The sequence below is a fragment of the Aneurinibacillus sp. XH2 genome, from assembly GCF_001439585.2.
Classification (GTDB): domain Bacteria; phylum Bacillota; class Bacilli; order Aneurinibacillales; family Aneurinibacillaceae; genus Aneurinibacillus; species Aneurinibacillus thermoaerophilus.
This window is the reverse complement of sequence record NZ_CP014140.1, coordinates 1844555-1866621: the sequence shown is the minus strand read 5'-3', so window position 1 is coordinate 1866621 and position 22067 is coordinate 1844555. Positions and strand designations below refer to the sequence as shown.

General features: G+C 42.4%; 23 protein-coding genes and 1 riboswitch. Of the genes, 13 read left to right on the top strand and 10 right to left on the bottom strand.

The features are described 5' to 3' along the window. Positions 1-217: 217 nt before the first annotated feature. Positions 218-1426: an IS21 family transposase gene (gene istA / locus ACH33_RS09290; RefSeq protein ID WP_057897356.1), complete on the top strand. Its 1209-nt coding sequence runs from the start codon at positions 218-220 to the stop codon at positions 1424-1426. Beyond that, on the top strand, positions 1423-2178 hold the full coding sequence (gene istB, locus ACH33_RS09285) for an IS21-like element helper ATPase IstB (RefSeq protein ID WP_057897355.1): 756 nt from the start codon (positions 1423-1425) through the stop codon (positions 2176-2178). Before istA ends, istB begins: the two co-directional genes overlap by 4 nt. A 645-nt stretch (positions 2179-2823) precedes the next feature. Here istB and ACH33_RS09275 read toward each other — a convergent pair. The 3 genes from ACH33_RS09275 to ACH33_RS09265 all read right to left on the bottom strand — a co-directional run bounded on the left by ACH33_RS09275 (position 2824) and on the right by ACH33_RS09265 (position 6388). Then, positions 2824-4713 carry a thioredoxin domain-containing protein gene (locus ACH33_RS09275; protein ID WP_057898767.1) on the bottom strand — a complete coding sequence of 630 codons (1890 nt, stop codon included), beginning with the start codon at positions 4711-4713 and terminating at the stop codon, positions 2824-2826. Positions 4714-4784: 71 nt separating this feature from the next. Further along, the gene (locus ACH33_RS20285) at positions 4785-4967 is read right to left on the bottom strand and encodes a DUF255 domain-containing protein (RefSeq protein ID WP_035502040.1); all 183 of its coding nucleotides are present in this window, start codon (positions 4965-4967) and stop codon (positions 4785-4787) included. Positions 4968-5197: 230 nt separating this feature from the next. Then, the gene (locus ACH33_RS09265) at positions 5198-6388 is read right to left on the bottom strand and encodes an IS701 family transposase (RefSeq protein WP_057898766.1); all 1191 of its coding nucleotides are present in this window, start codon (positions 6386-6388) and stop codon (positions 5198-5200) included. A 169-nt stretch (positions 6389-6557) separates the two neighbouring features. Between ACH33_RS09265 and ACH33_RS20555 the strand changes: the two genes are divergently transcribed. The 6 genes from ACH33_RS20555 (at position 6558) to ACH33_RS19215 (ending at position 10571) form a co-directional block, all read left to right on the top strand. Further along, positions 6558-6602 (top strand): erythromycin resistance leader peptide, encoded by a 45-nt coding sequence (locus tag ACH33_RS20555; RefSeq protein WP_139185036.1) that lies wholly within the window; start codon positions 6558-6560, stop codon positions 6600-6602. Positions 6603-6732: 130 nt separating this feature from the next. Continuing rightward, positions 6733-7065 carry a hypothetical protein gene (locus ACH33_RS09260; RefSeq protein WP_091261525.1) on the top strand — a complete coding sequence of 111 codons (333 nt, stop codon included), beginning with the start codon at positions 6733-6735 and terminating at the stop codon, positions 7063-7065. Between the two features lie 211 nt (positions 7066-7276). Continuing rightward, the gene (locus ACH33_RS09255) at positions 7277-7483 is read left to right on the top strand and encodes a hypothetical protein (protein ID WP_057898764.1); all 207 of its coding nucleotides are present in this window, start codon (positions 7277-7279) and stop codon (positions 7481-7483) included. A gap of 440 nt (positions 7484-7923) precedes the next feature. Beyond that, positions 7924-9498 (top strand): Vga family ABC-F type ribosomal protection protein, encoded by a 1575-nt coding sequence (locus ACH33_RS09250; RefSeq protein ID WP_057898763.1) that lies wholly within the window; start codon positions 7924-7926, stop codon positions 9496-9498. A gap of 155 nt (positions 9499-9653) precedes the next feature. Beyond that, positions 9654-9950: a serine hydrolase domain-containing protein gene (locus ACH33_RS09245; RefSeq protein WP_057898762.1), complete on the top strand. Its 297-nt coding sequence runs from the start codon at positions 9654-9656 to the stop codon at positions 9948-9950. Positions 9951-10415: 465 nt separating this feature from the next. After that, positions 10416-10571, top strand: a complete 156-nt coding sequence (locus ACH33_RS19215; RefSeq protein ID WP_156424033.1) for a hypothetical protein — start codon at positions 10416-10418, stop codon at positions 10569-10571. Between the two features lie 136 nt (positions 10572-10707). On the opposite strand, the gene ACH33_RS09240 is transcribed toward ACH33_RS19215, so the two are convergent. The 7 genes from ACH33_RS09240 to ACH33_RS09210 all read right to left on the bottom strand — a co-directional run bounded on the left by ACH33_RS09240 (position 10708) and on the right by ACH33_RS09210 (position 16734). Then, a complete protein-coding gene (locus tag ACH33_RS09240; RefSeq protein ID WP_082705969.1) occupies positions 10708-11253 on the bottom strand; it encodes an IS200/IS605 family accessory protein TnpB-related protein in 546 nt (181 codons plus the stop codon). 494 nt (positions 11254-11747) lie between these two features. After that, positions 11748-12473 carry an ABC transporter ATP-binding protein gene (locus ACH33_RS09235; protein ID WP_057898760.1) on the bottom strand — a complete coding sequence of 242 codons (726 nt, stop codon included), beginning with the start codon at positions 12471-12473 and terminating at the stop codon, positions 11748-11750. Continuing rightward, positions 12466-13284, bottom strand: coding sequence for an ABC transporter permease (locus ACH33_RS09230; RefSeq protein ID WP_057898759.1), 819 nt, complete (start codon positions 13282-13284; stop codon positions 12466-12468). Before ACH33_RS09230 ends, ACH33_RS09235 begins: the two co-directional genes overlap by 8 nt. 1 nt (position 13285) lies before the next feature. Continuing rightward, complete coding sequence (locus ACH33_RS09225) at positions 13286-13813, bottom strand: nitrous oxide reductase accessory protein NosL (protein WP_057898758.1); 528 nt, start codon at positions 13811-13813, stop codon at positions 13286-13288. Then, positions 13810-15153 carry a right-handed parallel beta-helix repeat-containing protein gene (locus tag ACH33_RS09220; protein WP_162265018.1) on the bottom strand — a complete coding sequence of 448 codons (1344 nt, stop codon included), beginning with the start codon at positions 15151-15153 and terminating at the stop codon, positions 13810-13812. Before ACH33_RS09220 ends, ACH33_RS09225 begins: the two co-directional genes overlap by 4 nt. Before the next feature lie 138 nt (positions 15154-15291). Then, positions 15292-15939 (bottom strand): response regulator, encoded by a 648-nt coding sequence (locus tag ACH33_RS09215; RefSeq protein WP_057898756.1) that lies wholly within the window; start codon positions 15937-15939, stop codon positions 15292-15294. Positions 15940-15942: 3 nt separating this feature from the next. Then, a complete protein-coding gene (locus ACH33_RS09210; protein ID WP_057898755.1) occupies positions 15943-16734 on the bottom strand; it encodes a sensor histidine kinase in 792 nt (263 codons plus the stop codon). Between the two features lie 397 nt (positions 16735-17131). On the opposite strand from ACH33_RS09210, the gene ACH33_RS09205 reads away from it, so the two are divergent. From ACH33_RS09205 to ACH33_RS09185, 5 genes are all read left to right on the top strand, one after another. Further along, a complete protein-coding gene (locus tag ACH33_RS09205; protein ID WP_057898754.1) occupies positions 17132-18046 on the top strand; it encodes a sulfite exporter TauE/SafE family protein in 915 nt (304 codons plus the stop codon). Between the two features lie 93 nt (positions 18047-18139). Further along, positions 18140-18242, top strand: a riboswitch (TPP riboswitch). A gap of 138 nt (positions 18243-18380) precedes the next feature. Beyond that, positions 18381-19073, top strand: coding sequence for a thiaminase II (tenA, locus tag ACH33_RS09200; RefSeq protein WP_057898753.1), 693 nt, complete (start codon positions 18381-18383; stop codon positions 19071-19073). After that, the gene (locus ACH33_RS09195; RefSeq protein WP_057898752.1) at positions 19070-19669 is read left to right on the top strand and encodes an ECF transporter S component; all 600 of its coding nucleotides are present in this window, start codon (positions 19070-19072) and stop codon (positions 19667-19669) included. The genes tenA and ACH33_RS09195 overlap by 4 nt, the downstream gene beginning before the upstream one ends. After that, on the top strand, positions 19647-21263 hold the full coding sequence (locus ACH33_RS09190) for an ABC transporter ATP-binding protein (RefSeq protein WP_057898751.1): 1617 nt from the start codon (positions 19647-19649) through the stop codon (positions 21261-21263). Before ACH33_RS09195 ends, ACH33_RS09190 begins: the two co-directional genes overlap by 23 nt. After that, positions 21214-21987, top strand: coding sequence for an energy-coupling factor transporter transmembrane component T family protein (locus ACH33_RS09185; protein WP_057898750.1), 774 nt, complete (start codon positions 21214-21216; stop codon positions 21985-21987). The genes ACH33_RS09190 and ACH33_RS09185 overlap by 50 nt, the downstream gene beginning before the upstream one ends. Positions 21988-22067: the final 80 nt, after the last annotated feature.

The window sequence follows — 22067 nt, the reverse complement described above, 5'->3', positions numbered from 1 at the left end:
TTTTTAATCTCTCAAATCAAAGGACTGACTATGCTACAAAAAAGTTCAGCTAAATTTTAAAAATAATGATGGACATATGAATACTCCCATGATTGAACAGTAAAAAATGCTTAAATGGATGTTATGTTAAAGCCGATGATAAAATCCCCAATATAGCCGGAATAAAATTCCCCAACCTACAATAAGAACCATAGACATCTGAGAGGAGCTATGGTTCATGATTACGAGAGGGGAATTTTTTATGATCAAGGAGTTATACCGGAAAGGAATGTCTATCTCTGACATTGCCCGGCAGTTGGGGATTGATCGAAAAACAGTTCGTAAGTATCTTGGGGAAAACTCCCCGCCTTTGAAAAAGAAACGAACGAGCCGAGGAAGTAAACTAGACCGCTATAAAGACTACTTGCATAAACGCATGATAGAAGATGGTGTGTTTAACAGCGAGAAACTGTATGGAGAAATCCAGAGCCTTGGTTATACAGGGGGAAGAACGATCCTGAAAGACTACATCAAGCCCTTTCGGGATACGCATAGAGCGAAGTATACCGTACGGTATGAAACGTTGCCTGGAGAACAGATGCAGGTAGACTGGAAAGAAATTGGCACCGTGATCCTACATGGCGAACCAGTCAAGCTGACAATGTTCGTTGCCGTATTAGGATACTCCAGAATGAAGTATGCAGAAGTGACAACGTCTCAAGACCAGGAGCACTTGATGCAGTGTCTCATTCATAGTTTCAAGTATTTTGGCGGTGTTCCGCAACATATCTTGTTTGACAACATGAAGACTGTGACAGATGGACGGGAACAAGGTGTGGTGAAGTGGAATGAACGATTTGCGGAGTTTGCCTCTTACTACTCCTTCACTCCGAAGGCTTGTAAGCCCTACAGGGCTCAAACAAAGGGCAAAGTAGAGCGAGCCATTCAGTACATTATAAATTCATTCTATGTAGGGACATCTTACGATTCGGTAGAGGATCTGAACCAACAGCTTCTTCGATGGCTGGATCGCGTTGGAAACCGCAAGAAAAACGATACGACAGGGGTTTCTCCGCAAGAGCGTTGGGCAGAAGAAAAGCTTCAGCCGATTCTCCAGAAAGCGGACTATGACACAAGTTATCGTTCCTATCGCAAGACGCATTTCGACGGGACGTTCTCCTATCGTGGCGTGAAATGGATTGTGGATCCAGAGTACTCACAAAAAGAGATACTGGTCAAAGAGTCCCTAGATGGACAAGTGACAGCCTACTATCAAGGAGTGCGCATCTCGTGCAAACAGCTTCACGAGAACGTGATTTTCCTTCCGCAAAAGCAAAATGAGAAACAGGACATTGGAGTTGGCCGCTCTCAACCCGCTTCTCATTTTGAGGTACATACTCGTTCGCTTTCTGAATATGACGAGCTCACCGGAGGTGAGATGTCATGATGGAGAAAATCGAAGAGTACTGTCAAAGATTAAATTTACCGACCATATGCGATATGTGGTCGGAAGCAGCAGAACAAGCTGCCAAGAATAATGTACCATACTCTGCGTTTTTATTCAGCCTTCTAGAAGCAGAAATTGCGCAGAAGCATCAACGTACAACGGAAACGTTACTCAAGTTGGCGAAACTACCGTTTCGCAAAACGTTGGACGAGTTTGACTTCTCTGTGCAGACTTCTGTAGATGAACGGCGTATTCGAGAATTGATGACCCTTTCATTCTTGAAACACAAAGAGAACCTCATCTTTCTTGGTCCTCCCGGCATTGGGAAAACACATCTTGCCGTTTCCATCGCTCTTGAGGCAATTGGACAAGGGCATAAGGTATATTTCATTACAGCACAGGAGCTAATCTCCCAGTTACGAAAAGCGGACCAAGAAGGAAAGTTGGAGAAAAAGCTTCGCACATTCGTAAAGCCAAGTTTACTCATTGTGGATGAGATGGGTTATATGCATCTAGAGCACGGAAGTGCCCACTATCTTTTTCAAGTCATCTCTCGCCGCTATGAACGTGGTTCTATCATCATGACCTCCAACAAGTCATTTGGTGAATGGGGAGAAGTATTGGGAGATCCAGTTATTGCGACAGCGATGTTGGATCGACTTCTGCATCATTCTCGTATCTTTAACATGAAAGGTGAAAGCTACAGATTACGGGAAAAGAAGGCTGCATCACGAAAACAGAAGGGTTCGTGAGGAGCCCTTCTGGGGAATTTTAAAACGGCGATTTTGGGGAAGTTATAGCCGGCCTTGACACATAGAGTGGTCACCGATTTTATTCAAAATTTTTTCAGCGAAATAGTTGCCAAGGTGGCTATCTTTATTATGTACATCGGTTCAGGCGTTACACTCATATGTGTTATACTCTTGGTAGGAAGTTATCTGTTGTTTCGTTTGCACCACGTTTGGGAAACTGTTATTCTTGCTACCAGTTTGTTGGAGGGTTCCTTGCTGAATGGTATACTAAAATTAATCTTCCGACGTACCCGTGCAGATATCAAACATTTGGTAAAAGTGGGGGGTACAGCTTTCCAAGCGGACATGGCATGGTATCAGCTACATTTTATGGAATGCCCGGTTATTTGCTATGGCTAAATCTGCGTGAGCATTCTAGACTTATGCTATCCCGGTGTGTTGTTGTATTTACCTTTGCTTTAATTGCAGCGATTGGAATGTGAATCCATCGGTTGTTGTACCAACTTTCAATGTATTGGAAGATGCGTAGCTTTGATGTTTGGCACTTTATGATATGATATTATGTTAATAAAATAGACACAAAAAAATGGAGAAGCGTCCGGAAAGAACTTTCTCCACTTTTTATTTTTACTTTAGAACATACATTTATTTCAATTGGCGTTTCAATTCTTCAAGGCTTGTCACAGGCTTCTGGCATGCAAAGTTTTCACAAATGTAGACTGTCGCCTTTCCATCCTGTGTCGTTTTATCCGTCAACACAGGCGCAAGCAGGAGTAATTTTTCCCGCGTCTCATCTGTGATAACTGATACTACCGCATTCGGCATAAAACGAGTCTGAACTTCCTGAACGATTTCCTGTGCGGCTTCCCGGTTCGGTGCAGCAATAATGATTTCTTTCACCGGACCAAACAAAAACTGCGCCGCCATCATAAAATGCGCGTGTGCCTGTGGATACAGGGCTACCTCTCCCGCAAATGCAGCGATTTGCTCATCCGCTAAGCGGGCAATGTCTTCTTTACCAGTAAGACGAGCGAGCCGCAACAAGTTCAGCGCTGCCACAGAGTTCCCCGAAGGTATGGCTCCGTCATACAATTCTTTTGGTCGAAACAACAACGCTTCGCCGTCACTGCCGTAAAAATAAAAGCCACCCTCTTCATTGTCCCAGAAAAGCGCAACCTGCTTTTCCTGAAGCTCAAGCGCGTATGACAAATAATCCGTATTAAAAGTGGCTTCATACAGTTCAAGCAGCCCCCAGATCAGAAACGCATAATCGTCCAAATAACCGAGAAACGCCGCCTCTTCGTCCCGATACCGCGCAAGAAGACGCCCATCTTCCCGTTGCAGTCGATTCTGAATAAAACGGAGCGCCCGTTCAGCTGCCGCCACGTATATCGTGTCACCTAGCACTACTGTCCCGCGTGCCAGCGCCGCAATCATCAGACCGTTCCATGCGGTCAAAATTTTATCGTCTTTGTGCGGATGCACGCGCGTTTCCCGTGCCGTGAATAATTTCTCCCGGCACTTCTCGATGAACGGCTTCAGTTCGTCCAGTTCCATTCCTTCTTCCCGTGCCGCCTGATCCAGCGACTTGCGAACAAGGTTAGGAATACTTGTGTTGTGTTCAAAATTGCCATGCTCCGTAATATCGTAAATCCGACAGAAACGCGTGCCGTCTTCTTCTCCAAGAATTTGGCGAATTTCTTCTGGACGCCAGACATAGAACTTGCCCTCTTCGCCCTCGGAATCGGCGTCTTCCGCCGAATAAAATCCGCCTTCCGGGTGCGTCATATCACGCAACACATATGTGAAAATTTGACGCGCTGTTTCTGCGTACTCTTCTTTTTTCGTTGCTTGGTAGGCATCAAGATAAATGAGTGCGAGCAAGGCGTTGTCATACAACATCTTTTCAAAGTGCGGAACAAGCCATTCCCGGTCAACCGAATAGCGCGCAAATCCGAAGCCGATATGATCGTAGATGCCGCCGCGGCGCATAGCATCAAGCGTTTTTTCAACCATGGCAAGCGCGCGTTCTTCCCCTGTCAGTTTCCAGTGTCTCAGCAGAAAGGCTAAGTTATGTGGCGAAGGGAACTTAGGTGCCGACCCGAACCCGCCGTATTCACCGTCAAACGTGCTTACATATTGGCTGTACGCTTCTTGCAGCGTCTGTTCGGTAAGTTCGCCGTTTCCTTTTGTTTTTATACGATGTTCCTGAATAGCCTGCGTGATCTGTTTACCGGTACGGACAACGCGATCCCGGTCTTCAAGCCACTTGCTATGAATTTGATTTAAAATATCGACAAGCCCCGGGCGGCCGTATTTGCTCTGTTTCGGAAAATAGGTGCCGGCAAAAAAAGGTTCTTTGTCAGGCGTCATGATGATGGTGAGCGGCCAGCCGCCATGCCCGGTCATGGCCTGGCAAACGGTCATGTAGATCTGGTCGACGTCCGGACGTTCTTCCCGGTCAACTTTGATCGAGACATAGTGTTCGTTCAGGATTGCCGCGACTTCTTCGTCTTCGAAGCTTTCTCGCTCCATGACATGACACCAGTGACATGTACTAAGTTAAACCTCTTTTCGTTTATTTCATAGTTAGCCCCATTACAGGGCTAGCTATAGCCAATGGACAAAAAGACAGGCTTACCTTCCCTTTTCGCTTTTTGAAACGCTTCTGGTGACCATTCCAACCAATTCACAGGATTTGTTTCATGTTGCTTCAAATAAGGACTTTTAGACATCACTAACCAGTTGTATTTTTCGTTATAACGTTCACGTTCGAGATATTCCTTCATCATGTAACACTTCCTTTTATCAAATAATAGAACACTTCTTCCATCTTTGCTTGAACGGTTGTCCACAAGACCGTATAAAAATATTTGCTTGGAAGATATGTTCATGTATATTTTACCAATTAACTTCACGAAAATGCAGCCAAAAACAAACTTAAATAAACTAAATTATACACTAGACTTGCCCAAAATTTGATACAAAATTTACCATGTAGAAAGAACCGAAGGTTCTCCTAGGCAGCTTGTAACTGATTTTTTATCAAATCCAGCTGCGTTCCTGCCTTTGCTTCATAGTAAACAAATTCGATCCAACTCTCTGTCTTTTTGTTTTGCCAACTTCGTAGTCCTGTTAAGATATCACCGTGTCCTGTTACACTGCAGAACATGGCTGTAAAAGAAAGCAATGTCCAAAACCGCTTAATTGCAACGGTACTACGTATTTGATAACCGTTAAAGGAAAAGTTGCTTTTCATGGTACGAAAATAAGTCTCAATCGCCCAACGTTTACTGTAGTACGTTAGAATTTGCTCATTAGATAAGGAAACGTCTGTACTTAAGAATGCCCGCATAGTTTGGAGAGTCATTGGCTGGGTCGCATCCCAACACAGTAGTACCACAGCATTTTCAATGAAATTTAGCTTGCCTTCATAACGATAGACGTGATAAGAAGCGTGACCGACGGTCACAAGGTCGGTATCTTCTTTATGGATGTGCGAGGCAAATTCCTTTATTGACTGCCGAATACCATATGGATAAATAATACGATTGGTTTTTATACCGCTAATGACGTGAAATCCAGATAAAGCGCAGGTTTCGAGTACAGATTGAGCAGGATACCATGTATCCATAAGAACATAAGTAGAAAAAGAACTTTTTGGCACCATAGAAAGCAGTTCACATGCAATATCAATTTTGCTGTTTTGCTCTGATTCGTATCGGCTAAACGCATAAGGGAATGTTTTTTCACCACATCGAATGAATTCCTGAACTACTGCATGCCCCCATACTGACTTACCTTCGGTATGGGAATAGTGAAAATCTGTTCCTTGCATAGGGGACAATGCCGGTGACGAGGGCTTTGTCTTTCTACAGACCGTATCATCGATAATAACGAAAATCGGCTCTTGTGTATGTTTCGCTTCCCTCTTGATGCTCTCCCATGATTGTTGCTGAATTATACGCATCAAATGCTGCTCATTCCACTTCCCATGAGTAAGAAAATGGCTCAGTGTCCGTCGGTCTTGTGAATGGCAACTTTCACGATGGATATCGGTTAACGTTCCAGAAAAACCTCTGGTCATCACACCATCGAGAAAATGAACCATATGGTTCATTACCGGCTTAGAAAAATAAAGTGGGAAACGCCAGGTACGTAAAATATTGTTGATTTCCTGTTGATGTGCTACCCTATACGTAAGAGGCATATAGTCTTCTCCTTTGCGTAAAAGTGGTTGGTGGTACTTCTATTTTTACACAGGGTGAAGAGATATGTCTCTTTTCTATTCAATTGTAAATTTGTGTAAGTGTTTTTGGGCAACTACAGTTATCTATTGACAACTAGAGTAAGGAAATCTTAAGGAGGATTATTAAAAAATGACAAATTCTATGAGACTTCGTTTCCCAAATTTGAACAAGTAATTGAATATGTTCAAAGACTCTGCTTGTGAGACAGAGTAAACGGGATAAGTCTGTCCTTTTTTAATAATCTTCATTTTTGTATTATACTTGAATGAAAATGATAGAACCTCGCGTTAAACGAATCAAGGGCATGGCGAATACCGTTGAAAAGCTATCTACAAGTTTGAAATATAGTCGGTTAAGAATGGCTTTATGCCATACGGATATTCACAATTGGAATCTGATGCTGGTTGACTGGGAAGGGCTTAAATTGGCCCCTGTTGAAGCCGATCTGATGTTTTTGGTTGACAATCCGCATTTCAATACATTTTTAAGCATCTATCGGAAACTCCATAAAAACTATGCCATAACTGCAACGCCCTTCAGTTTTATCAGGATAGACGCAGGCTGGAAAATATTTAGGAATTTATTCAACAACTTTTATTCGATGAACAAGATGCGCGGGAAAAAACTGAAACGATAAGCTTCTTAACGAAAGAGTTAAAAGATATCGTTTAGATTTTCTTCGTTACTATGAAAACCAATTCGGTCGGAGAAGATGTGTCTATGAAAATAGACTAACATCATATATTGCAAACAGAAAGGATGATGGTTATATGAGTTAATAAAGTCGATCGTTCAATCTATATTCACCTGCCCCCCATTGTTTTGCTACCGAAAAGGAGAGATGTTTCATGAAAGCCGTAGCATTTTCGAAGTATGGTTCCCAAAATGTTTTGCGTGCGATGGAATTTGATAATCCTCAAGCTGCGGCAGGTGAAGTTGGAACCGTCGTCACATGTCGTCGGAGAAAAGAACAAGAAATAACTCATTTTTCCTTTCGCAATGCTTCGTTTGTAAATCCGTGGATATTTATAATTAGTAATTTTTTCATAACATAGTCCTCTCCTTATCCATAGTAATGATAAAAATTAGTATTGCCAAATGATTCTTTGTTAAACCAGTAATCATAACTATATAAGACACAAATCAAACCGCTCATAATTGTAGAAAAGGTATATTTACACATAAAATTTGACAATTCTCAATAGATCCTTTAAAGTGACAATAAGTAAAAAGAACGGAAGGGTGAACCAACTACATGAAGTACTAATCCTATTTATGAAAACCATTAACTGAAGGCATTTTTTAGCAGATGAATGTCTCTGCCTTATTTTTGATGTCTTCAATCGGAGTTTTCAGAATAGGATTGGATTTCTATAGTTGAAACCAAAAGGAGTAGTCTCTTTTTGATGTCCACCTATACCTATGCCTCCTATTCTGAATGTAGATAGGGGGCATTTTTTGTCCCTGAAAAAATGGAAAAAACGGGGATGATGATATGATTCTATTAGAAGCACTTAATATAAAGCACTATGTAAAGGATCGTTTATTGCTAGATGTTAACCAATTACAAATTCATAAAAATGATCGGATTGGATTAGTTGGCCGTAATGGCAGTGGAAAAACAACATTATTGAACATATTGGCTGGAAAATTACCCCCAGAAAATGGGACGGTAATTCGTCATGTTCACTGTGAACTTTTGCCACAGCTAAAAAGAACAGATACAACTAAAAGCGGTGGAGAAGTAACACAGGCATATATTAATGATGCCATCGTTAAGGCTCCAGAAATCTTATTTGCAGACGAACCAACCACAAATCTTGATACAGAGCATATTGAATGGCTGGAAAAGAAACTGATTCAATGGAAAGGAGCTTTCGTCATTGTATCTCATGATCGAGCATTTCTGGATGCCCTTTGCACAACCATATGGGAAATTAATGAAGGACAGGTAAACGAGTATAAAGGCAACTACAGCGATTATGCAGAGCAAAAAGAAGTGGAGTATCGTCAAAAGAAAATAGCTTATGAAAAATATGAGATGAAGAAAAAACAGTTAGAAGAAGCATTGAAATTAAAAGAAAAAAAAGCTGAAAGAGCAACAAAAGCTCCGAAAAAGGTAAGCAAATCAGAAGCAAAAATAACGGGTGCCAAACCATACTTTGCTAAAAAACAAAAAAAGTTGCAAAAAACAGCAAAAGCGATTGAAACACGGCTAGAAAAGTTAGAAAAAGTAGAAAAAGTTAAAGAGACTCCTCCACTTAAAATGAATATACCTAATGAAGACACGTTTAAAGATCGAATTATTCTTCGTGTACAAGGTGTTACAGGTGCCATTGGCGAACGTATTCTTTGGAACAAAGTAAGCTTTCATGTTCGTGGTGGCGATAAACTAGCGATTATCGGGCGGAATGGCAGTGGAAAAACGACTCTTGTGAAAAAAATCATCAATCAAGATAAAGGTATCACGATTTCTCCATCTGTGAAAATGGGCTACTTCAGTCAAAACTTAAATATAGTAGATGTTGAAAAGTCGATTTTAGAGAATGTCAGCTCCACTTCAAAACAGGATGAAACATTCATTCGAACGGTACTTGCAAGGCTGCATTTCTTTAGAGACGATGTTCATAAAGTTGTAGGGGTTTTGAGTGGAGGTGAGCGAGTAAAAGTAGCGCTTGCAAAATTATTTTTGAGCAATATTAATACGTTAATTTTGGATGAACCGACGAATTTTCTCGATATTGAAGCTGCTAGCGCATTGGAATCGCTCTTAAAAGAATATGAAGGAACCGTAATCTTTGTCTCTCATGACCGCCGACTAATCGAAAACATCGCTACACGAATTTTGGCTATTCATAATAGAGAGATTGAACTGTTTGAAGGAACTTATAAACAATATAAACATTATGAGCACCAAAAAAAGCGAAATATTGGGGAAGATAAACGGCTCATACTTGAAACAAAAATATCAGAAGTACTAAGTCGGCTAAGCACCGAACCATGTGAAGAACTGGAAATGGAGTTTCAACGCCTTTTAGAAGAAAAACGAAAATTGGATATGTTTGAATAGCTTAAAAAAGTGCCTTTTGTAAAAGTAGTAAATTTAAAATTGAGAAGATAACTTTATGGATAAATTCAAGCAAGATAAAATGCTAAAAAAGAATAAGTAATCCAGTGGGGAATTTGCTGATTCAGTTAACCGGTTTATGACCGGAACTTAAATAAGTGGTAAAAGGCGGCTGTATTATCAAAGTTTTCATAACAGGAATAATTATTATTGAATTCCTTACGCTATTTCGCATCGGATCGGTTAGCAAAAGTTTAACAGCAACGTTAATTATGCGGCTTGTGCAAGAGGGCATTTTGGATTTAAATGTACCCATTCATACGTATATACATGAGTTTACTTTACAGAATAAAGAGGATACTCGCAGTATTACACTCTGTATGTTGCTGAGCCATACCGCTGGTTTTCCTGATGGTGGAGACATCGTTGGAGAGACTATGCGGGAAATTATTTAGGTGCGGAAAGAGAATTTGTTAGTATAACAATTGAAGATACTGAGCTCATGATGGAGTGGAATGGAGAAAAGATGCCTGGCATTTTGGAATACGTAGATGACAAGAAACAAAGCGTAATTGAGAAGTAAGCATTAAGTAGCTATGGAAAATATAAAAAAGAAAAATTGTTAGGGCTGTCAGGCTGATGATGTTTAACTTTATCATCAGTCTTATTTTACGTATTAAGTTTTTTATTGATTTTTCCAAAATAAAGGGAGAAAGAAGAAATATAAAAAATGTGTTTACTATTTACGTTAGCAAATTGTGATGTTGTAATAATTTTCTCGAATTTATCAGAGCAGAACATTCAGCTCATTTGATATAGAGAGCGTTATATGGATGTAGCATATGAGTCAAGAGAGATAATAAAGTGGTTTTTCTTTTTTTAAGAAGCAAATTTATATAATTAGCCAAAGGGGTGTTTTTATGTCCGAAAGAAGAGCATCTGAAGTTGAAAAACGGATGGATGAAGGTCACAGCACTGGTATTGGAACGAATTATAAACGACTTTATTTTTTAATATGGCATAGTACATTTGAATACTCATCTGCTTTTTTTAGAAAGGAAAGTAAAAAACTGTAATAGTTCTAGTTACATGAACCTCCCCCACTTACCATAGGTTGAAGTGGGGGTTTTTGAACGATCCACCTCGATAGAACAGGCGATCAGCGGGTTGTCGCTGATCTCACAGACACGTGCCGTCTGCGAGGGGAATCATTCAGCAACACACCCTTACGGGCGTGGGTCGGAACAAACCATCTACTACTTCTCGCTTAGGCGATCCGTAGATACGTGGGTTTCTGAATTTCAAACGGCAAGGACTGAATCCGGTTTTCATACAACACTTTGGACAGTAGATTCGCCGCACCGTGAATGTCCCGATGTTGGGTATAGCCGCACCACGCACGTTCTTTTTCGCCCCGCAAACCGGACAGGTTTGCGATGTATAGCGTTCCTCGCGCTTGTGGAGCATGATGCCTTCCGCCTTCAGTTTGTACGTTAGGTACTTCTTTACTTTCCCAACCTGCCACTGGCTCATTCGCTGATTGTGGCAGCGAGAACGTTTCTTTTTCTTCTTTCGCTGGACACCTTCGACATCTCCAAGGTAGACTTCGTTCACTTGCTGGGCGACCACCCATTCGACAAACTGTTTCGTCGTTTTATGCAAGGCATCCTGTAACTGGCGTTTACTTTTAGAAAGAAGATATTGTTTGGCTCGGTTGTACCGCTTCCACTGGCGGTTGTATTTCTGGCACTTGCTCATTTTTCATGGTGGAGCGGGATGCGGTAAAAGCGACTTTTGCGGTTCGAATCATTCGAATCACCTTCTTTCTCACTACGAACGTACATTCCCAGTGTACAACGAATAGAAGGGAAAAAGAAGCACGATTCATCTCCCACCTACGCCGGAGGCGTGGAGGAAGGGGACTTCTCGCGTGTTATGTTAAAAAATTTCCGTTAAAAATGGGAACCCAAGCATTTTCGGCAGGTAAATATTCGATAAATACTTTCCCTCTGGCATCAAGCTTCTTTCTTCAAACCTGCACCTCAACTATTTTTTAACATGACTCCGTTCTGAGTTTTCTTGTCAGACATTGCACAGCAGATATGGTGCTCTAAGATGTTATCCTGGCTTAATTTTAGAATATCCGCCAGGTTTATCACCTTCGTATTATTATACATTATTTTGGATCAGCTTATCGGACATCGGTGTAGCTTTTGTATCTTCTTTTTCCCAATCATAATCAAGCAGACCAATCATTTTTCTTGACCGCTGAACAGCTCGGAAAAAGCCGCATGTAATCCAAGGGCGCCATATCTTTTCCGAAACTCTTCTATCGTACCTTCCTGAATGATCTTCCCATTTCGTAGAAATATAACCCGATCTGCAATCGCCTCAGCAACATGAAGCTGATGAGTTGAAAAAAGCACGGCATGCCCTTTTTCCTTAATCCCTTTGACAAGACGAACAAACGAATCCATCCAATACGGATCAAGTCCGTTTGTTGGCTCATCCAACACAAGCAGTGGCGGGCGGGACAATAATGCCTGGGCGAACAATAGACGCTGCCGCATTCCTTTTGAAAAAGCAGAAACAGGTTGGTTTTTTACCTCTTCTAATCCGACCCATTCTAATGTTTCTAAGATCTGTCCTCTCTCAACCCCTCGTAATTTCGCCCAAAAAGTCAATGTCTCTATCGCCGAAAGGGCATTGCCAAATTGATAATCATCCGGCATATATCCAATATATTGCGCATAACGTTCACGTTCCTGCTTCCATTGTATCCCCTTTACAAAAATGCTGCCTTTTGAAGGCTGCGACAATCCTACAATCATGCGTATGATCGTGCTTTTCCCCGCTCCGTTACCTCCACATAAAGCAATCACTTGCCCTGGAAACAACGTCATATTTATAGACTGGACAATGGTCTGGTTCTCAATCATCTTATAAACATCTTGCACTTGCAGCACAGGTTCAGTCACGTAAGCGTCCCCTCTCCCAAAGCACAACAGCCAAATATATTGAAAATCCAACCCACATCACACATGCCCACAGAAAAACAAGTATTCCACTGGGATGATTGATCCATTCAACCCATTGATAATACTCCGGGCCAAGAACAGAACCCCCTCCCAATTTCACGATAACAAATAAGCGAACAAGTTCTGCAGGATTCATTAAAGTTAAACATACAAGTGCTGGCTTAATCCAAAGATACGGAAGCAATCCTAAAAAGGAAATAAGAATCATTGGCCATCCGATAATGGTAAAAAACCAAATACCTACACAAAAGGTTAAAGCTTGCCAGCGGTTTTTAGCCAGCGTACCAACGATAAGAGCAAGCGCTAGAAACAAAAAAATAAGCAGCATTGAAAAAACAAAAAACAGTATATAAACAGGAAAAGCAAACGATTTTCCAATCAAAGCGCCAATTATGCCTATTAATCCATATCCAAAACTAATAATAACCAGCAAAACAATCGTTAAGCCTATGTATTTTCCATTAATAAAGGAAGCTGTACTCATTGGATACGTAGACAGGAGCTGCCAGCTTCCTTCTTCCTTTTCTCCGGTTAGAGAAAAGGAACCAAGCAGCAGTGTCATAAGCGGTAGCAAGTATAAAATAAGATTTAGCATCGTTCCGGTTGTACTTGAGTAACCTTCAATGAAATTTTGTGTGTTAATGAGGAGCAACGTAAAGCTAAAAAAAGAGAAAAGAGCCATAAACGAATAGGCCCATGGATTACGAAATCCCATTTTAATTTCTCTGAGCGCAATCGCATTCGTATGCATCTTATGAATCCGCGCCTTTCTTATCCATCTTCATACTGTCGGAATGGCCGTGCTTCATTTTGTGCATCATATCCATGTTGCGCTCCCATGTATGAGAGTGTAAGTCATTCGCGTTCATTAGCTTTCCTTTTCCTTGCCCATTCAAAAACGTTTGTGCTGCTCCCTTGTCCTTAAATGAATAAATTCCATATCCCATCGGTGTTTTGAACGTTTTATCGTAAATAAAAGAGGCTTCTTTAAGAGGAACCCATTCTTTTGTATTATAGTCCCGGACATATTCGGCTCCTACTTGTTCTGTTCCGTTTTTCTTCTCCCACTCATTCAGGCAACCAATATCGTCAAATTTCAAGGCTTTTCCATCTTTAAGAATGATTTCGGTCGAATGTTGATTGTCCGCTACTTGCATATTACAAACTGAACATTTATCCACATTCTCCTCAATGCTTACAGGATGATACTCTTTGGTTCCACAGCCTGATAATAAAGCGATGGACAATACTGATGCCATAATAAGCCCTTTTTTCTTCATATTCTTCTTACCCCCAAATAGAAAATTGTGCTAATAGATGCTACAAACAAAAACACGCCCATCCATAAAGTGTTTTTCGATTGTAAAGAACGGTGTATATCAGTAGTCAAAGGTGGTCTTATCAATGGTGAAGTATCTTTTGTCCAGGAATCCTGATTTGTCATAAACATACTTTCTAAAAAAAACATTCCTGGAGATTGGAAAAATAACTGATAGGCAGGAACCGCTTCTGTCAGCTTTTGAAAGAAAGGGTTTATCGCATAAGGAATACTGCTATGACCTGTATTCGCCATATCAATTCCTTGAAAATTGTCCCAGTAATTCTCTTTTAGTTGATTGTTGCGACTATCAATTCCTTCAGCCTGAATGACATTCGCATAAAACAGGTTGCTGTGGCATGTATTCTGCTGAGCATTTTTAAGCTGCAAACCAATAAAATTTTGATGAATCACGTTATTCCTCAGATCGTTGTTTTGAGATTGCTCAACATACATGCCAACGCGGTTCCCTTCCAATCTATTTCGCTCAATAATAGACGTTTGCACATCATACAAAAGCAATCCTTGGGAATTAACATTTTCACTCTGTTTATAAAATGTGTTTCCAATTACCTGGGTGTTTTTTGCCCCCATAATCATGGCCCCTGTTACATTATAGGAGCCTACATTATGACGAATGATCGTACCGTTTGTGTACATACAATGAATGCCATATCGTGAGTAATCAATACGATTGCTTTCCACTTGATTCAAATTACTATTTTCGAGATAAATACCATCATGCAGGTTCACAACCGTATTTTCTATGATGTTGTTTTGATGGGATTTCCATAAGTCAATGCCGTTTCCTTTTTGCGACATTTTAGCGGGTGGTTCATCCTTTTGTTCCAACCAAATAATCCGTGTTTCTCGAATCGTATTATGGCTAGCATTGCTCAATTGAATTCCAGAAGATTTTGTTTGTATCGCTAGATTTTCCAGGATATTATCATTTCCTGTTATAACAATCGCCGCCGATTCTTTAGATAAAGAATCAACAATCTCTATTCCGGTAAGACGACTGTGATCTGCTTTTATTTGAATAGCAGGCTGCTTGCTTTCATTTCGAATGCGAACCTTACCATTTACTACTTTAAGATGAAGAGGCTTGTCAATAATGATGGGGCCCTTATAGTCTCCAGCCTGTATCAGCAATGTCTCACCAGGTTTTGCAAGTCTGATCAGGTTTTGGAGATTATCTGGGGAACCCTGCTCATTTGCACTCCCTTCTTGATTGGAGAGAAAAGAAAAGATACATATAAAAATTAGACCTTTTATCAGTTTATGGGACAATTCGTTCACCTGCCTATAAACATCCAGTCGTAATTGACACCTCTTCTATTTTAAACCTGTAATAAGAACAGAAAAATGGCTCGAATGAGTCATCTTTGCACTCATCTTCTATGATTTTTCAACGTTACCTTTTATGCCGTTCTTTACTTATTCTACTGTCAACCCATGCCGAACAGCATAAGCAGCCAGCTGTACACGATTATCAAGATGAAGCTTTTCTAACAAATTTTTTATGTGATTTTTTACCGTATTTTCCGCAATCATAAGACGATTCGCTATTTGTTTATTCGTCTCACCTGCCGCTACCCAAGAAAGGATTTCACGTTCTCTCGGCGTCAAAGAACCCGGATCCGGTTCATTAGATGTCTTCTTTGTACGAAAACGATATAACAATCGATTGGCTATTTCTCTCGATACTTCTACATCCTCTCCAAGCAAAGCATGAAGGTATTGTATCCAATCATCCGGCTCCATATTCTTCAATAAATACCCCTGTGCACCGAATTGAATAGCCGTAAACAAATCCTTTACATCATCCGAAACCGTCAGCATGACAACATGGATTCTTGGATAAGCCATTCTGATCTTCCGAACCACTTCCAGCCCATTTAACCGCGGCATATTAATATCGAGCAAAAGTAAATGAGGCTGAAGCTCACCACAAAGCTTAAGAGCTTCCTGTCCGTCGGCAGCTTCTCCAACAATAAAAAAGACTTCGTCGCTCTCCAATACACTGCGGATGCCTGCTCGTGCTAGCGGATGATCATCTGCAATAACTACTCGATATTGCTTCATTTTTTACTTCTCCTTTGTCACAATTAGTTCTGTTCCCCGCGTCTCTCGCTTAAAGAGACGAAAGCTTGCTCCTAGCTGTTCTGCTCGTTCCTTCATCATGAAAACACCATAGTTCTTTACAGATATTGCAGCGCTATCAAACCCACACCCATCATCGATAATTTTCAATTGCCATCCCCCATCTCCCCCTTTAAATTCAATGATTACATGAGAAGCTCCAGAGTGCTTCCGAATATTAGCAAATGCTTCTTGAATAATAGCAAAAAGCTGTATTTCTTCTTTTGGCGTAAATAATTTATGAGGAAGCTCAATGTCTTCCTTTACATCAATTCCTGTTAACGCACTCCACTCCGAAAGCCACTTTGCCAGTCGAGAGGTAAGTACATCTCCCTCCTCAGGTAAAGAACGCAGATTAAAAATCGCCTGTCGCACATGATTATCGATCATTGAGACAGCATGCATTGCCTCAGCAATGTGTCCTTGCTTGAGCTTAATATTGAGAAAGAAAAGAGTTTGCGCAATTCCATCATGAAGTTCAGAAGCGAGCCTTTCTCTTTCCTCATACACAGCCCTTTTCGCTTGTTCCTGTGCTAATCGTTCATTTGTTGCACGAATAATACGAAACATCCATACAGAAAATAAAAGGGAAAGAATAAATGTAAGAATTGTGATATATAGATTTCCCGTTTCCATAGATAAATACTCCAAAAGAAATTCATGACGTATATATTCAAATCCACCTATCAGCAACGTAGGCAAAACAACGGCAAGTACTTGTAAAAGACGATAAGACATAAAGCGTATTCTCCTTTTAACGTTAATCTTAAGTATCCATTTTTATAATAACTTAGTCCTTCACAGATTAAGATAGCTCATCTGGGCTATCACTTTTACTGTAAGAGATGCTATCATTTGCTGCCCGCCAAAGTAAAAACTTCAGGTATCTCCAAAACAAAAAAACACCATCCTTCGTCCCGTTGATTAGAAAAAGAATCGTGTTTTAATATGCGGCCTTTCATCAACCCATCAAAAGACCTTGTTTCTTGGTTCTGTATCTTGGACAAAAAATAACATGGTTATCCAACAGGAACCCCCTTCTATTTCATCATCATATAATACGCACGAAATGATGAAGGATAAAAAAATGTGAACACTTCATAGATAAATTACGTTTATTTAAAGGAGGAGCTTTATGCAACGACTTATCATTTTTGCCATCATTGGATTTTTTGCCCAGTTAGTGGATGGCTCATTAGGGATGGCATATGGAGTCACTTCCAGTTCATTGTTACTTCTATTCGGCATTTCCCCTGCGGTTGCATCTGCTTCTGTTCACATGGCCGAAGTGGTCACTACTGCCGCTTCAGGTGTTTCCCACATTCGTTTTGGCAACGTGGATAAGCGAACCGTTTATCGCCTTATTCTTCCTGGCTCCCTTGGTGCGTTCATCGGTGCTTGCTTTTTAAGTAACTTGCCTGGAAATATGGTTAAGCCTTATATCGCGATTTTCTTGTTTTCTCTGGGTGTTTATGTTCTCTTTCGATTTTTGCTCGCCGGGGTTAAGAAGATTCCCGCCGCTCAAACTAATCGCACTCCAAGTAAAAAATTACTGGTTCCGCTCGGCTTCATTGCGGGATTTGCTGATTCTACAGGAGGAGGTGGCTGGGGGCCTCTTGCTACGCCTGTCTTGCTGTCACGCAATGAACTTGAACCTCGCAAAGTAATCGGTTCTGTAGACACCAGTGAATTTGTTATCGCCTCTTCTGCTACTCTTGGCTTCCTCATATCATTAGGCTTGGAGCAATTCCATTTGGGATGGGTATTCGCATTGATGATTGGAGGGGTGGTAGCTGCTCCAATCGCTGCTTGGCTAGTCCGCAAGATTCCATCTGCTATTCTTGGAGTATTAGTCGGGGGACTCATCATGATTACCAACCTCAAAACATTATTCGAAACCTTTGGTATAAGTTCCAATCATGTTCAAAATTTGATTTATCTTTTTTTCACCTTCATTTGGGCAGGTACTGTAGCATATAACATTTTACGCCACCGAAAACAGATTCAGCAATCAGAGCAAACGGAATGTTTGGCAACCTGTGAGAAGTAATGGAACAAAAAACCGGAATAAGGATTACACGTAAAGAAAGCATTGACAGATAATGAATAACCTGTTATGCTACGAGTAATTTCATAAGAAAAGAATGTCCACTAGGGGTGCCGTTTACGGCTGAGATAAGGTTTTCCTTGATCCCTTTGAACCTGATCTGGATAATACCAGCGTAGGGAAGTGGCAGCGACGAATCATAAGCCGGAATATGCCTTCCGGTTTGTCTGTCTTTGTCTCGCGTGCCGCTCTGCTACCAGGGCGGCTTTTTTAGTCGAGAAATGGCGTCCACAGTTGGGCTTTCTACATTTTTCATATTGTTCAGGGAGGAATGATTATGTCATTTACACAACAATTACGCGAGGCGGCCGATCCGATTTTTGAAGCGATTTTCCAGCACCCGTTCGTACAAGGACTAGCAAACGGCGATCTCAAAAAAGAAGCGCTCATTCATTACGTTAAACAAGACTTTGAATATTTGAACGCGTTTGCCAGAATTTATGGTATCGCCATTTCCAAATGCGAATCGCGCGAAGATATGCAGATGTTCTGCGACCAGCTTCCTGTCGTACTGCACGGAGAAGCGCATCCGCACAACAATCTCTGCCGCGTCGCTGGCGTGCGTTACGAAGATTTGCAAGGGTATCCACTTGCGCCAACGGCCAGCCACTACATCCGTCATATGCTCACGGTAGCGCATGAGGGGACGCTCGGCGAAATTTTGGCCGTGCTGCTTCCCTGCCCGTGGACATACTTAGAAATCGGGCAAAAACTGATGCGCGAAGTAAATCCAGACTCTTCCCATCCATTCTACGAATGGATTACGTTTTACGGCAAGTCAGTTGAAATGACCGTAACCGACAAATTTCGAGCACGACTTGATGAATGGGCATTGAATGCATCCGATAAAGAAAAAGAAAAAATGAAACAGCATTTCCTGACCAGTTGTCAACTGGAATACGCGTTTTGGGAAATGGCATACACGGAAGAAGCATGGCCGGTGAAAATCGGGGAGGCAGCGCGCCGATGAACTGGAAGATGCGTGAAATTGTGCTGGCCGTCGTTCTCTCGATCGCCTGTGGTGTATTATATCTTGGCTGGTCCACCCTCTGGTTGCCCATCTCGGCGCTGGTAGGCCCGGTCGGTGCGGAATTTATGTTCGGCGTATGGGTCGTGGCCAGCCCTCTTGTCGCTTTTATCGTACGCAAACCGGGAGCCGCACTCATCGCCGAAGTGGCCGCAGCTGCTGTTGAAGTGTTCACCGGCAGCCACTTCGGCCTCTCTTCCCTGCTTATCGGCATCCTGCAGGGGCTTGGCGCCGAAATCGCGTTTTTCATGTTCCGTTATAAAAAATATTCGGTGCCTGTGTTAATGCTGTCCGGGGTATTGGCCGCGATCGGAAGCATGGTATATAGCTTACTGGCTAACGGGTTTGCCTATTATACAACCGGTGTGCTGCTCGCCACATTCGGCCTCCGCGTCATAAGCGGTGCCATTCTCGGAGGCCTGCTTGCAAAGATCATTGCCGAATCGCTCGCAAAAACCGGCATTCTTTCTTCCTATGAAATGATGAAACAACGCAGACACCACGGTGGTGACCCGTATGACTCCGCATCTGGCGTGTAAGGATGTCTCCGTCCGATTCTTTGATTCTCGCTTTTTTACGTTAAAGGATGTTACCCTCTCCATTGAGAAGGGAGAAAAAGTTCTCTTCCTCGGACCGAGCGGTTGCGGCAAGTCGACGCTTCTTGCCGCGCTGGCCGGCCTTATTCCTGGCTCTATCGAGGCGGAAATAACAGGCGAAATCGTCCGTCCGGACAGAATTGGCATCATGTTTCAGGACCCTGACGCACAGTTTTGCATGCTAACGGTCGGAGACGAAATCGCATTTAGTTTGGAAAACCGCTGTGTGCCCCGGAACCAGATGGATTCACTCATCGAAAAGGCGATGGCACAAGCTGGGCTATCTTTGCCGAAAGATACTCCCATCGCCACGCTATCTGGCGGAATGAAACAGCGGCTCGCGCTCGCCTGCCTGCTCGCTTTGGACGCGGACACGTTATTTTTCGACGAACCAACCGCCCAGCTCGATCCGCAAGGAAGACAGGAGATTTTCGAGTTATTGCGATCTTTTTCCGATAGCGACGTTACAATGGTATTTGTTGAACACGTGCTGGACGGATTAATTGACTGGATGGATCGCGTCGTTCTGTTCGATGCTGGCGGCCGCCTTATCGGCGAAGGTACGCCAGAGGACGTGCTGTCCTTATATGGGAAAGAAATGGAAGAGGCCGGAATTTGGAAGCCGCGCCTCTTTCCTCATACAATGGAAGAAGTATGCGCCGACCCTTCCCACCCTTTACAAACAGAGTGGTCGTCCCAACTCCAGCGAAGCAAGGCGAAGCATACAACTTCCTCTCTGAGAACGAATGAACCGGTTTATACGGTGCATGATCTGTCGATTTCCTATGGAAAAAAACAAGTGCTCACTTCCATCAACTTCTCGCTGCATGCGGGGGAATGGGTGGCCATCGTCGGAAAAAATGGGGCCGGAAAGAGCACATTGCTCAAAGTGTTGGTTGGCTTGGAAAAATGGAAGCAGGGCGACATTCTGTTTGCAGGCCGGTCGCTAAAAAAATGGCCAACTAAGGCATTGTTCGAACAAGTCGGCTTTGTTTTTCAAAATCCAGAGTTGCAGTTTGTAACCGATCGGGTATATGACGAAGTAGCATTCGGCGGGAAAGTAAGGGGCTGGAATGAAACAGCGCTGCATGAGAAAACGATACGGTTGCTTCAGGAGTTTGCGCTTGAACCGTTCAGCGAAAAACATCCATTTACATTAAGCCAGGGACAAAAGCGCCGGTTAAGCGTGGCTACTATGCTTTTGTTTGACCAAAAAGTACTATTGCTGGACGAGCCTACGTTTGGTCAGGATGCAGGCACGTGTGCGCAGCTTCTTTCCCGCCTCCAACAACGCAAGGAACAGGGTACATCGATTATCATGGTTACCCATGATATGGATCTGGTAGATCAGTATGCGGATCGGGTGCTGTTGCTTGACAATGGAACCATACAATTCGACGGTACACCGTACGAGTTGTTTTCTTCTCAGCTTCCCCTTCCCGGCCTGATTCGTCCGCTGCCGTACGAATGGGAAAGGAGGATAAAAGATGACACACGATTCGGGCTCGTTTCTTACGCGCGTGAATCCATCCGTTAAGCTAACCGCACATCTTCTAATTATGATGTTTCTAATGACCATCGGCGATCCAGGTACATCTGCCTTACTCTGGCTACTTTCGCTTATCATCGGTGTCGCGCTCGGAGGCTGGACATGGCAGTATATAAAACGACGCATCCTGCCATATCTCGGCTTCTTTGTTCTCGTATTCTGGATGCTGGCTGCTTTCGGCAAAGGCGAGGCAGTACTGTGGCAGTTCGCCTGGTTTCGGATCACGGAAGAGGGCGTCTATCATGGTTTGGTCATCGCGTTCCGAATGCTCGGTTTCGTAACATACGGTCTACTATTTACATCCACGACCGATACAACGCAACTTGTCATGAGCCTAATTCAACAGTACAAACTTTCTCCAAAATGGGGATACGGACTGATGGCAGGGATGCGGTTCATTCCGCTATTTGAAAGCGAGCTGAAACAAATGAAAGCCGCGCATAAAATCCGCGGTTTTCATACGCAGGGAAAGCTGAAGGCTTTTGCACGCTATACGCTACCTTTATTCGCGCAAGGCATCCGTAAAGCAGAACGGGTGGCTGTGGCAATGGAAGCAAGAGGATTCAACGGTTCCCGCAAGCGGACGTATTATCATACGCCGATCGTGGCGAACCTGGACTATCTGTATTGTACTTTTCTCTTTTTGGCCGTATTGGTTATTACATTTTCCTCTTATTTATTTGGATGGTTCACCTGGGTATGGGATTCATAACATGCACACAAACCAGCTCGATCATTGGGCTGGTTTGTGTGCTCAGCTTCCTTTCTTTTGTAAAAGATAAAACCGTTTAT